This is a genomic window from Herbiconiux sp. UC225_62, from assembly GCF_042694625.1.
Taxonomy (GTDB): Bacteria; Actinomycetota; Actinomycetes; order Actinomycetales; family Microbacteriaceae; genus Herbiconiux.
Genome location: NZ_CP170551.1, coordinates 1,881,743 through 1,893,863 on the forward strand (window position 1 = coordinate 1,881,743; position 12,121 = coordinate 1,893,863).

Below are 12,121 nucleotides of genomic sequence, written 5' to 3' on the forward strand. Positions count from 1 at the left end.
CGACCGGACTACCATCTGGCGTATGACGCTCGTCGGGCAGGAATCGCTGATCCGTCAGACCACGGCCGGAGCGGTGCGCGGTGCCCGTGAGGGCGGTGTGCTCAGCTGGAAGGGCATCCCGTTCGCAGCGGCGCCGATCGGCGACCGGCGGTTCCGGCGCCCCATCGCTCCCGCGCCCTGGCCCGAATTGCGTGATGCGACGCGCTACGGGCCGATGGCGCCGCAGAAGGTGCTGAAGTCGATGGACGTCGATCCGAGCATCCCGATCAGCGAGGACTGCCTGAGCCTGAACGTGTGGGCCCCCCGAGGGGCGCGCCCCGGAGCGAACGGGGAGATCGCGCCCGATGCCCGTCCCGTCATGGTCTGGATCCATGGCGGCGGCTACTTCCAGGGCTCCACCGGCCAGCGCTACTACGACGCCCGGCACCTCGTCGAGAACGGCGACGTCGTCGTGGTGAGCGTCAACTACCGGCTCGGCGTGCTCGGTTTCGTCGACTTCTCGAGCCTCTCCGCGACCTCGGGCGAGTCCGGATTCGGCCACGGGTTCGACTCCAACGTCGGCCTCCGCGACCAGATCTTCGCGCTCGAGTGGGTGCGCGACAACATCGCGCGCTTCGGCGGCGACCCCGGCAACGTCACCCTGTTCGGCGAATCGGCGGGAGGCGCATCCGTCATCGCCCTGATGGCCTCACCGCTCGCCGAGGGGTTGTTCCATCGGGCGATCGCCCAGAGCGCGCCGGTCACCTCGGTCTACGGGCAGCCGCGGGCGGCCTCGGTGGCCCGGCGGTTCCTCGAGATCGTGGGGATCGAGCCCGAGCACGCCCAGCGGTTGCGCGAGCTCGATCCGCTCGACCTGGTCGACGCGGGCGCCGAACTCATCCACGAGGTCTCCGGCGGGGTGCCCGGAACGCTCGCCATGGCGCCGGTGCACGGAGACGACGTGCTCCCGGATGCGCCGCTCACGGTGTTCAGCGAGGGTCGCGCCCCGCGCATCCCGCTCGTCATCGGCACGAACCACGACGAATCGTCGTTCTTCAAGCTGATGCGCTCGCCGCTGCTGCCGATCACCACGGAATCGGTGGAGCGGATGTTCTCCGAGATCGCCGCCGACCGCCCCGAATTCGAGGGCGCCGGTGCGCGCATCACGGGCGCCTACCCGGCCTACCCGCGCCGCCGCACCCCGGCCGAGGTGTCGCGCGACGCCGGATTCCGGATGCCGTCGATCTGGCTCGCCGAGGCGCACAGCCGCTTCGCGCCCACCTGGATGTACCGCTTCGACCACGCCACGCCGCTGCTCCGCGTCACCGGCATCGGCGCCACGCACGCGGCCGAGCTCGCCTACGTCTTCGGCTCCTTCGCGCCCCGAGGCAAAGACATCGTGTTCGGCCTGGGCGGGCGGCCCGAGGCGTTGCGTGTGTCCGCCCGGATGCAGGCGCGGTGGCTGGCCTTCGCCCACGGTCGCTCACCCGACGCGCCCGACGCACCGCTGGAATGGCCGCAGTACGAGGAGGCGGGGCGCCGCACGCTCATCATCGACCGCGACGACCAGATCGTCGACGACCCCGACGCCGAGATCCGCGAGGCCTGGGGCACCGAGGTGGTGTCGTTCCGCTGAGACGGGCTTTCGCGTAGTGTCTGCCGCATGAACGCGCAGCCGAACCCCGTCGTGCACTTCGAGATCATCGGTGCGGATGCGCCGGCGTTGCGGGCGTTCTACGCCGCCGTGTTCGGGTGGACCTTCGACACCTCCTCGCCCGTGGCGCCCGAGATCTCCGACGCGGGGCAGTACGGCTTCATCGATGCGCCCGTCGCGGCGCCGGCGGGGTCGGGCGATGACGACGGCGGCGAGGCCGGTGACGACACGGATACGCCGCGCCCGGTCGGCATCCCCGGAGGCGTCGGCGGTGGGCCCGGCCTGTCGCCGCACGCGATCTTCTACGTGGGCGTGCCCGATGTCGAGGCCGCCCTCCGGGAGGTCGAGCGCCTCGGCGGCACCCGCGTGCTCGGTCCTGTCGCCAACCCCAATGGCCGACTCCTCATCGGCCACTTCACCGACCCCGAGGGCACCCTCGTGGGCGTCGCCGGCCCCGCCTAGTGCTCATGGCCGGTAGGGGGCCCGCGGATACTGTCTGTTACTGTTCATCCATTCAGTAACAAACAGTCAATGAGGTGCGCGTGCAACCCAGCCCTTACACGCCGGGCGATCTGGCGAGGGACGTTCCCGGCCGTGGACTCCAGATCGCCGAATTCGACGAGCGCCTCTCCTACCTCGTCGATCTGCAGCGCCTTGTCGGCCGGATACGGGTCGATCACGGGCCTCGCGGGTACGGGAAGACGTCGCTGCTCCGCCACTATCAGAGGCGCGCCGAAGCTCGCGGTGCGATAACCGTGTGGGTGACCGCCGGCGAAGAAGGCGGCCTTGTCGCCCAGCTCGCCGACGGGATCAGGCGCGCTACCGCGTCGTGGCGATCAGGTGCCCGGTCGGGGCTCCGTGAGTCGCTGCAGGCGCTCACCCTGAGCGTCGGGATTCCGGGCATCGCCCGCGTCGACGCTGCCTTTGAACCTGACGCGACGTCGACTCCTTCAAGCGCCCGCGAGCTCGAAGACGTCATCCGATTGGTAGCGACGGCGGATGACGCAGCGGCACTCGTGATCTTGATCGACGAGATCCAGGCGGCCGATGCGGCCGGCATACGGACGCTCGCCTACGCATGGCAGCATCTGCAGGCGGAAGGGATCGACGTGCCCGCGGCCGTTTTCGCCGCGGGATTGCCGAACAGTCCCGATGTCATCGCCTCCGCAGTGACCTTTTCGGAGCGGATCGCCTACAGGCCGCTGCGCCCGCTCTCGACCGAGGCCGGAGAGATCGCGATCATGGAGCCCTCCCTCCGGCTCGGCGTACGGTGGGATCCGAAGGCGCTCGCCTCCGCGCTCGACGTCGCGGACGGGTACCCGTACATCGTGCAGCTCATCGCTGATGCAGCATGGCTCGCCGCCGAACGTCCGGACCCCGGAGCGACGATCGGCGAGGATCATGTGCGGATGGGCCACGCCGAGATGCAAGCGGATCTCGATGCCCTCTTCCGCGGGCGCTGGGCGAACGCCACCGCGCAGGAGCAGCGCTTCATGTCGGCGATGGCCGACATCGGGGACGGTCCCGCGAGACGTGCCGACGTCGCGCTCCGGATGAGAGTGAGTGCGGAGAGCCTCGGGGTGCCGCGAGCGCGACTGATCGACAAGGGTTTCATCCAGGCCGCCTCGCGCGGGACTGTTGAATTCACCATTCCAGGATTTGCGGCGTTCATCCGCGATCTCGAAGACTGAATGTCGGGCCCTCGGCTTCGAGGCTCCCGCCCAGCCGGGCGAGCGGCGGCGGGGTCGGTGGTGCGTGATATGACTGGGGGATGGTCGCCGAACAGTTCGAGATACCCCTGTGGCTCGACCTCGGCGCCACCGCGCTGGGCAGCGTGCAGGGCGCCATGTTCGCGGCCCAGTTCAAAGACAAGAGGCTCGATCTGCTCGGCGTCGGCCTCATCGGCGTGGTCACGGGGTTCGGCGGCGGTGTCATCCGCGACCTGCTGCTCAACCAGGTGCCGGCCGCGCTCGAGTCGAACTGGTACATCCCGGTCGCCATCGTCGCCGCGCTCCTCGGCATGCTGCTCGAGCGCCTGTTCTCCCGCCTGAACGTCGCCATCACCATCCTCGACGCCGTGAGCCTCGGGCTGTTCTGCGCCATCGGGGCGAGCAAGGCCCTCTCCGTCGGGTTGCCGGTCGTGCCCGCCGTGTTCGTGGGCATCGTGGCGGCGGTGGGCGGCGGGATGCTGCGCGACATCCTGCTCGGCATGCCGATCGGCGTGATGCACGTCGGATCGCTCTACGCCGTGGCTGCTGCGGCCGGCGCCGTCTTCCTCGTGGCAGCGGTGGCCACCGGGGCGAACATCACGGTGGCGGGCATCGGCTGCGTGATCGTGACGACCCTCATCCGTGTGCTGGCGGTGCGTTTCGGTTGGAGCCTGCCGGAGCAGCGCACCATCAGCACCCTGCGTCGATTGCGCCGGCAGAAGGCCGAGTGACCGAATGACCGACAGCGAGGCCACGCGCCTACGGTGGGCCGGCCAGAGGATCGACGCCGTGGCGGCCGGAACCCTACCGGGGCTGGCCCGGGTGAGCAATCTCGTGCAGAGCGTGCGGTCGCCGGAGTTCCAGGGTGTGACCTTTCACGAGGTGCTCGCGAAGACGGCTCTCAATCATGTTCCGGCCGATGCCCGGATGCTGCCCGACGAGTGGACGATCAATCCCTACCGAGGCTGCACCCACGCCTGCGCCTACTGCTACGCCCGCCCGACGCACGATCATCTCGGTCTCGACATCCTGGGCGACTTCGAGACGCAGATCATCGTGAAGACCAACGTCGTCGACGTGCTGCGAGCCGAGCTGAAGAAGAAGCGCGCTCTTCCCTCGCGCGTCGCTCTCGGCACCAGCACCGATCCCTATCAGCGCGCGGAGGGGCGCTACCGTCTGATGCCGGGGATCATCACCGCCCTGGGTGAGAGCGGCGTGCCGCTCTCCGTGCTCACCAAGGGCACGCTCATCCGCCGCGACATCCCCCTGCTCGCCGAAGCGGATCGCCGGGCGCACGTCGAACCCGGCCTGTCGATCTCGCTCGTCGACGAGGAGCTGCAGCGGTCGCTCGAGCCCGGCACCCCGTCGACGGCCGCACGGCTCGCCACCGTGAGCGAACTCCGCGCCGCCGGACTGGAGTGCACGGTGTTCATCTCCCCGATCCTGCCCCTCCTCAGCGACCGGCCTGAGCAGCTCGACCGGATGGTGCGCTCCGTCGCCGAGGCCGGTGCCACCTCGGTGCTCTACACCGCGCTCTACCTGTCGAGCCGCGTGCGTCCCGGCTTCTTCGCCTGGCTGGGCCGGGCGCATCCCGAGCTGGTGCCCGACTACCAGCGCATCTACTCAGCCGGATCGAATGCCGACCCGCGTTATCTGACCTGGCTCGACGACCAGATGATCCCCTTGCTGCAGCGGTACGGGCTCCCTCTGCCCGACGCCGGCGTCGAAGACAAGTTCGCCCTCAACGGCAAGCGCTCCGCGCCTTCGAACGAGCCGCCCGCACCCACCTTGTTCTGAGCGAAAGGGACTTTTGAACGAAACGGGGTGTGCATCCGTTGAGTCATAGATGAGGCCGACGGGCGCCCTCTGGAGTCCCCGCCTCAAAGAGAACGCATCGAGGGCTCATAGAGACCTGCCAGCCTCGATCGATACGTTCGAATCAGTCGCCACCGTCGCTGACGAACCGCCACACGACAGGGAGATCTCATGAACATCCGCCAGAAGAAGCTCGCACTCGTCTCGATGACGGGTCTCTCCCTCTCCGCCGCGCTGGCCGGATGCGCCACCGACACGAACGCGTCGTCGGCCGACGCCGAGACGGTCGCGCCGAGCACCTCCGCTGCCTCGACCCCGTCGGCGAGCTCCTCGGCCGGCAGCACGGCGGATGCGGGAACGTCATCGGGCAGCTCCACCTACGCCGACGGCACCTACGACGCCAAGGGCAACTACATCTCGCCGAACGGCAAGGAAGAGGTCGACGTCTCGGTCACGCTCGCCGGCGACGTCATCACGGCCGTCACCGTGACCCCCGAGGCCACCAACCCGACCGCCATCCAGTACCAGACCCAGTTCGCCGACGGCATCGCCGCGGTGGTCGTGGGCAAGGACATCGACGAGATCGACGTCTCGCGCGTGGCCGGCTCGAGCCTCACCAGCGGCGGCTTCAACGAGGCGATCGAGGCCATCAAGGCCGACGCGTCCTGATGCCATGACCGGCCCTGTGTTCGCTCCGGCGCTCTTCGACTTCGAGGCGATCGGCACACACTGGCAGATCGAGACGCCCGCCCCGCTCGACGCGGCCGCGCGCCAGGCCGTTCTCGACCGCGTCGAGACCTTCGACGCCACCTACTCGCGCTTCCGCTCCGACTCCCTCGTCGCCGCCCTCGCCGAGCGACCCGGCCGCTACGCCTTCCCGGATGACGCGATCGAGCTGTTCGACCTCTACGACCGCCTGGCTGCCGCCACCGGCGGAGCGGTCGATCCGCTCGTCGGGCGCGATCTCGAACTGCTGGGTTACGACCGCGAGTACAGCCTGCACCCGGCCTCCGACCTCGAACGAGCGGCGGCCGGGTTGACGGATGTCGCTGCCCGCCCCTCGTGGAGCACCGATGTCGTTCGCGACGGCACCGTCGTGACCACCGAGCGGCCGCTGGTGATCGACGTCGGCGCGGCGGGCAAAGGCTACCTGGTCGACCTCGTGGCGGGGGTGTTGCGCGCGCACGGGGTCGACCACTTCGTGGTGGATGCGAGCGGCGACCTGGTGCACGCCGGGCCGCACCCGATCCGGGTGGGCCTCGAGCATCCGCTCGTCGCCGGGCAGGCCATCGGCGTGGCCGAGGTGCGGAACGAGTCGCTCTGCGCGTCGGCGAGCAACCGGCGGAGCTGGGGCGACGATCTGCATCACATACTCGACGGCAGGACGGGTAACCCGGCCCGGGAGGTCATCGCCACCTGGGTGGTGGCCGCCGACACGGCTCTCGCCGACGGCCTCGCGACCGCTCTCTTCTTCACGGGCGCACACCGCCTGGCCGAGACATTCCACTTCAGCTATGTACGCTTGTACGCCGACGGCCGCGCCGAGCGATCGCGCGACTTCCGAGGGGAACTGTTCACATGAAATCCCGTCTCGACACCCTGCTCGGCCGCGTGACGATGTACCGGCTGATGATCGTCGTGCTCGGCGCGATCGCCGCGATCGCGCTGGTGGCAAGCGCCCTCGGCCAGCTGTTCTACACTCCGCTCCAGCTCCTCCTGAGTCTCGTGGTCGCGCTGGTGGCGACCGGACTCTCCGGCTGGATCTTCGCGCTGCTCTTCCGCACGCGCGCGCACCTCGAGTCGTCCGTCATCACCGGACTCCTCGTCTTCATGGTGTTCCTGCCGACGGATGCGCCCTCGGGACTGCTCCTGCTCGCGCTGAGCGGTGTCGTGGCGTCCGCGTCGAAGTACCTGCTCGCCATCCGTGGCCGGCACATCCTCAACCCGGTGGCCGCGGCTGCGGTGGTGATGACCGTCACCACCCTCAACCTCTCCGGATGGTGGGTGGCCAACCCGGTGCTGCTGCCCTTCGTCGCCGTCGGGGCGCTGATCGTGCTCTACCGCACCCGCAAGCTCGCCATGGGGCTGACCTTCGTGGTGATCGCCACCGCGATCGTCACCGTGCGGCTCGTCGTGCTCGGTCAGCCGGTGCTCGACTCGCTCGGTCTCGCGCTCGGGTCGTTCCCGATCGTCTTCCTCGCCGGATTCATGTTGAGCGAGCCGCTGACCCTCCCCCCGCGGCGTCGGCAGCAGTTGCTCGTCGCTGCGATCGTGGCGGTGGTGTTCTCGATCCCCTACCAGTTCGGGCCGGTGTATTCCTCGCCCGAAATCGCACTCGTGGTGGGCAACGTGGTGGCCTTCGCCTTCGGGCAGCGCCGCGGCATCCGGCTGCGCTTCCTCGGCAGCCGCGACCTCACGCCCACGAGCGCGGCCTTCGACTTCGAGCCGCTGAAGCCGGTACGGTTCCGCCCCGGTCAGTACCTCGAGCTGACATTGCCGCACCGCGGGGTCGACAGCCGCGGTTCGCGACGGATGTTCAGCATCACCTCGCCCGCCGACGACGCGACGCGTCTCAGCGTCGGCGTGAAACTCGCCCAGCCGTCGAGTTCGTTCAAGCGCACGCTCGCCACGCTGGAGCCCGGGACGACCGTGCGCTCGACGTGGGTGGGAGGCGACTTCCTGCTGCCGACCGATCCGGGCGTCCCGCTCGTCTTCGCCGCCGGCGGCATCGGCATCACCCCGTTCATCAGCCAGCTCGCCGAACGGGCGCGGGGCGTGGGCAGGCCGGTCGACGTGGTGCTGGTGTACTCGGTGTCGTCGGCGGAGGAACTGGCCTATGCCGACGAGCTGGTGGCGGCCGGCATCCGCGTGCTGGTCAGTGCTCCGGATGCGCCCGACGATCTGCCCCCGGGCTGGGAGTACCTCGGGCCGGGCCGAGTCACCGCCGAGACCCTGGGGGCGGCGATCCCCGACCTCCACGGCCGTCGCGCCTACGTGTCGGGCCCGCCCGGGTTCGTCGACCACGTGGCGCACGAGTTCCGTCGCGCGGGGGTGCGCGCGCTGCACCGCGACGCCTTCGCGGGCTACTGAGCCGCGATCACTCCGCCGCCGCGGCCTGCTCGGGCCCCTCGGCCGCGATGGGCCCGCGTGTGCGGCGCTTCAGCGTCACGAGGTAGGAGCCGGCGAGGACCACAGCGAAGCCCACGATGGTCCACACCGTGACCCGTTCGCGGAGCACGAGGGCGCCGGCGATGATCGCGACGGCCGGATTCACGTACGTGATCGTGGTGGCCTTCACCGGCCCGATCTCGCCCACCAGCGCCAGCATCAGCAGGAAGGCGAGCGCGCTGCACACCACGGCGAGCACGATGATCGCGCCGATGACCGATCCCGAGGGCCAGGTCGACGGCCAGGCGCCGGTGAGGAGCACGAAGGGGATGTAGACCACGGCGGTGATGGCGAGCGAGAGCGACACCACGCCGACGCCCGGAAGATCGGCCATCCAGCGGGCCAGGATCGCGGGGCCCACCGCGTAACCGACCACCACGACCGCCATCTCGGCCACGCCGATGAGGTCGGAGCCCGCGAGGTCGAACCCGACCAGGATGCCGACACCCAGCATCCCGGCGCCCAGTCCCAGCCAGTTCAGCAGCGAGAGCCTCTCCGGCCGCCCCAGCACGAACGCCACCGCGACCCCGGCCAGCGGCACGGTGGCCAGGAGGAGGCCTGCCGTCGAGCTCGGGATGCGCTGCTCGGCCGAGCTGAGGAAGTACCACGGCAGGATGATCTCGGCGATCGTGTAGGCGAGGAGCGGCTTCCACCGCCGCAGCACCTGACCCACCTCGCGCCGGAAGAACGCGAGCGGTAGTAGCAGGATCGCGGCCAGACCCGCGCGGGCGAGCACCACCATCCCTGGTTCGAGCTCACCGACCGCGACCTTGATGAACAGGTACGGGATGCCCCAGGCGATGCCCAACGCGGCGAAGAGAAAGAGGCCGCGTCGAGTCATCCCCCTATTCTGCTCCCTCCGCGCGGCCTCAGCGGATGGTGGCGTAGGCGTCGAGGGCCGCGCGCCGCGACTCGGCGAGGTCGACCATGGGCTCGGGGTAGGCGTCGGTGCCCACCTCGGGTACGTAGCGCTGCACGTAGGCGCCGTGCTTGTCGAACTTCGACGCCTGCAACTCGGGGTTGAACACGCGGAAGTAGGGCGCGGCATCCGGTCCCGACCCGGCGACCCACTGCCAGTTCAGCGCATTGGACGCGGGATCGGCATCGACCAGCGTGTCCCAGAACCAGGCCTCACCCACCCGCCAGTCGACCCGCAGGTTCTTCACCAGGAGGGACGCCACCACCATCCGCACCCGGTTGTGCATCACGCCGGTCTCCCACAGTTCGCGCATGCCTGCATCGACGAGCGGGATGCCGGTGCGGCCCTGTTGCCAGCGCTCGAGCTCGGGGCGCGACGGCTTCTCCCACGGGAAGCGGTCGAACTCGGGCCGCATGTTCTCGCTCGTGATCGAGGGCAGGTGGAAGAGCAGATGGTAGGCGAACTCGCGCCACACCAGCTGGCGGAGGAACGCGGATGCGCCACCCGCGTCGCCCGGGACGCGGGCCCGGTGCTGCTCCACCGCGTGCCACACCTCGAACGGGCTGATCTCGCCGAAGCGCAAGTGGGGTGAGAGGCCCGATGTCGCGTCTTCGGCCGGGAAGTCCTGCTCGTCGACGTAATCGCCGACACCGTGGCGAAGGAAGGATCGCAGGCGGGAGTGCGCCCCGGCCGACCCCGGTTCCCATCGCTCGCGGAGCCCGGCGGCCCAGTCGGGGCGGGTGGGCAGGAGGCCCCAGCTGTCGAGTTCGTCCGAATCGAGGCGGCGGTGGTGGAGCGGTTCGGCGTCTGCGCCGGAGGCCGGAGCGGGCAACGGATGCCGCGGGGGCGACCCCGAGGTCACCGACCGCCAGAACGGCGTAAACACCTTGTAGTACCCCCCCTGCCCGGTGAGCACGGTCCACGGCTCGAACAGCACCGAGCCCTGGAAGCTGTCGACCGTGAGACCGTCGTCGCGCAAGGACGACTTGAGCGCGGCATCCACCGCCCGCTCCGCCTCGCCGTAGCGACGGTTCCAGAACACGGCCGACGCATCCGTCTGTTCCACCAGTCCGCGGACCACGGCTTCGGCCGGCCCGCGCCGCAGGGTCAGGGGCAGCCCGATCTCGCGCAGTTCGGCCGCCAGCGCGGTCAGGCTGCCGTGCAGCCACCAGCGCGAAGCGCCGCCGAGCGGCCTGATGCCGGTGCTCTCGTCGTCGAGCACGTACAGGCACACGATCGGGTCGCCCCGCAGCACCGCGGCGTGCAGCGCTGGATTGTCGCGCACCCGCAGGTCGTCGCGGAACCAGACGATGGTGGTACCCGTGTCGCTCATACTCTCATTCAACCCCGCCCCCACGGTTTCGCCGCGAGCGCACCCCGCCGCCAACTCCAGATCCGTCGCTTTCGGCCCCACATTCTCGTGGGAAGGGCCGGACGTGACGGATCTGGCGGGGGCGCGGTGGCGGGTATCGTGGGCGGATGCGGGTGACGAGCAGCGGGGGCGGGGCATGAGCCGCAAACCCGTCATCGTCGCCACACTGTCGCTGCTCGCGGCCACGCTGTTCTGGGCCGGCAACTACGTGGTGGGCGCGGCCGCGGTGGAGTCGCTCGATCCGCTCAGCCTGGTCTTCCTGCGGTGGGCTTTCGCGGCCATCCCGTTGCTCGTGCTCGCGCACCTCATCGAGCGCCCGAGGTGGCGCGACGTGCTCCGCGCCTGGCCGTGGCTCATCGCTCTCAGCGCGACCGGCGTCGTCGCGTACACCCTGCTCCTCTACACCGCTCTCCAGTTCACGGATGCGTTCAACGCGTCGCTGATCAACGCGTTCAACCCGGCGCTCATCAGCGTCGCGGCGGTGCTGTTCCTCCGCGAGAGGCTCTCGGCCACGGCCGTCATTGGCATCGTCTTGGCGCTCGTCGGCGTGCTGATCGTGCTCTCCCGCGGTTCGTTCGACGGCTTCTTCGACGGCGGGTTCGGGATCGGCGACGTCTTCATGGTGGGGGCGATCGTGGCCTGGACCGCCTACACGATCCTCGGCCGGCGCGGCCCGCGCATCCCGCCCATCACCTCGACCGCCGTGCAGGTCGTGATCGCGGTGGTCGTGCTCGCGCCGATCACGCTCCTCGCCGGCGGGCCCGCGATCCCGCCGACGCCGAGCGTGTGGGGGGCGCTGGCGTTCATCGTGGTGTTCCCCTCGGTGCTGTCCTACCTGCTCTGGAACCGGGCGCTCGGCGTCATCCCACCGGCTCGGGCCGGCGTGTTCCTCAACCTCATCACCGTGTTCACGGCGGCGCTCACTCTGCTGCTCGGACAGCCGTTCACCGTGTCCCAGGTGGTGGGCGGCGTGATCGTGCTCGGCGGCGTGGCTCTCGCGAACCTGCAGGCGTTCCGACCGGCGAAGGAGTCGGGAACGACGGCAGCTACTTCGCGCTGACGCCTTCGCGCAGCTTGTCGCAGAGCCGGGCCAGTTCGTCGAGTTCGGCGGGGGAGAGGTGCCCGCTCATGTGCGCACTGATCGACTCGGCGTGGATGACCGCCGCCTGCCGGTACACCTGCACCCCGTGCTCGGTCAGTCCCACGAGGGTGCCGCGGCCGTCGCTCGGGTCGTCGTTCTTCTCCAGGATGCCGCGGGCCACCAGCCGGTCGACCAGCCGGCTGATGCTCGGCTGCGTCAGCAGCACCTTCTCGCCGAGATCGCGGATGCGCAGCACTTTGCGGGGCTGGATGAAGAGGTTGAACATCACGTCGTACTCGTTGAGCGACACGATGTCGGTGGGGAACTCGCTCGCGAGCTGGCGCATCACCGTGACTTGGGCGCGGAACAGCGATTCCCAGGCGGCGACGGGGGAGACTTCCGGTGCCATTCCCGCTCCTGACGC

The 12,121-nt window shown here is 69.8% G+C and carries 12 protein-coding genes; 9 read left to right on the top strand and 3 right to left on the bottom strand.

Annotated features, from left to right (window positions below):
- Positions 1 to 22 precede the first annotated feature (22 nt).
- From ACFJGU_RS09055 to ACFJGU_RS09090, 8 genes are all read left to right on the top strand, one after another.
- Positions 23 to 1,615, top strand: coding sequence for a carboxylesterase/lipase family protein (locus ACFJGU_RS09055; RefSeq protein ID WP_382309614.1), 1,593 nt, complete (start codon positions 23 to 25; stop codon positions 1,613 to 1,615).
- Positions 1,616 to 1,642: 27 nt separating this feature from the next.
- Positions 1,643 to 2,095 carry a VOC family protein gene (locus ACFJGU_RS09060; protein WP_382309616.1) on the top strand — a complete coding sequence of 151 codons (453 nt, stop codon included), beginning with the start codon at positions 1,643 to 1,645 and terminating at the stop codon, positions 2,093 to 2,095.
- Between the two features lie 80 nt (positions 2,096 to 2,175).
- Positions 2,176 to 3,324 (top strand): ATP-binding protein, encoded by a 1,149-nt coding sequence (locus ACFJGU_RS09065; protein ID WP_382309618.1) that lies wholly within the window; start codon positions 2,176 to 2,178, stop codon positions 3,322 to 3,324.
- Between the two features lie 80 nt (positions 3,325 to 3,404).
- Positions 3,405 to 4,073 carry a trimeric intracellular cation channel family protein gene (locus ACFJGU_RS09070; protein WP_382309619.1) on the top strand — a complete coding sequence of 223 codons (669 nt, stop codon included), beginning with the start codon at positions 3,405 to 3,407 and terminating at the stop codon, positions 4,071 to 4,073.
- A 4-nt stretch (positions 4,074 to 4,077) separates the two neighbouring features.
- A complete protein-coding gene (locus ACFJGU_RS09075) occupies positions 4,078 to 5,139 on the top strand; it encodes a radical SAM protein (protein WP_382309621.1) in 1,062 nt (353 codons plus the stop codon).
- 189 nt (positions 5,140 to 5,328) lie between these two features.
- Positions 5,329 to 5,826, top strand: a complete 498-nt coding sequence (locus ACFJGU_RS09080; protein WP_382309622.1) for a hypothetical protein — start codon at positions 5,329 to 5,331, stop codon at positions 5,824 to 5,826.
- A 4-nt stretch (positions 5,827 to 5,830) separates the two neighbouring features.
- Entirely contained in the window at positions 5,831 to 6,739 is a 909-nt protein-coding gene (locus ACFJGU_RS09085; RefSeq protein WP_382309624.1) for an FAD:protein FMN transferase, read from the top strand.
- Positions 6,736 to 8,247 (top strand): FAD-dependent oxidoreductase, encoded by a 1,512-nt coding sequence (locus ACFJGU_RS09090; protein WP_382309626.1) that lies wholly within the window; start codon positions 6,736 to 6,738, stop codon positions 8,245 to 8,247. The genes ACFJGU_RS09085 and ACFJGU_RS09090 overlap by 4 nt, the downstream gene beginning before the upstream one ends.
- A gap of 7 nt (positions 8,248 to 8,254) precedes the next feature.
- Here the strand turns inward: ACFJGU_RS09090 and ACFJGU_RS09095 are convergent, their stop codons facing one another.
- Positions 8,255 to 9,166 (bottom strand): DMT family transporter, encoded by a 912-nt coding sequence (locus ACFJGU_RS09095; RefSeq protein ID WP_382309628.1) that lies wholly within the window; start codon positions 9,164 to 9,166, stop codon positions 8,255 to 8,257.
- 28 nt (positions 9,167 to 9,194) lie between these two features.
- Positions 9,195 to 10,577, bottom strand: coding sequence for a cryptochrome/photolyase family protein (locus ACFJGU_RS09100; protein ID WP_382309630.1), 1,383 nt, complete (start codon positions 10,575 to 10,577; stop codon positions 9,195 to 9,197).
- 103 nt (positions 10,578 to 10,680) lie between these two features.
- Between ACFJGU_RS09100 and ACFJGU_RS09105 the strand changes: the two genes are divergently transcribed.
- On the top strand, positions 10,681 to 11,676 hold the full coding sequence (locus ACFJGU_RS09105) for a DMT family transporter (protein WP_382309632.1): 996 nt from the start codon (positions 10,681 to 10,683) through the stop codon (positions 11,674 to 11,676).
- Here ACFJGU_RS09105 and ACFJGU_RS09110 read toward each other — a convergent pair.
- On the bottom strand, positions 11,663 to 12,106 hold the full coding sequence (locus ACFJGU_RS09110) for a MarR family winged helix-turn-helix transcriptional regulator (protein ID WP_382309634.1): 444 nt from the start codon (positions 12,104 to 12,106) through the stop codon (positions 11,663 to 11,665). The genes ACFJGU_RS09105 and ACFJGU_RS09110 overlap by 14 nt on opposite strands.
- Between the last annotated feature and the right edge of the window lie 15 nt (positions 12,107 to 12,121).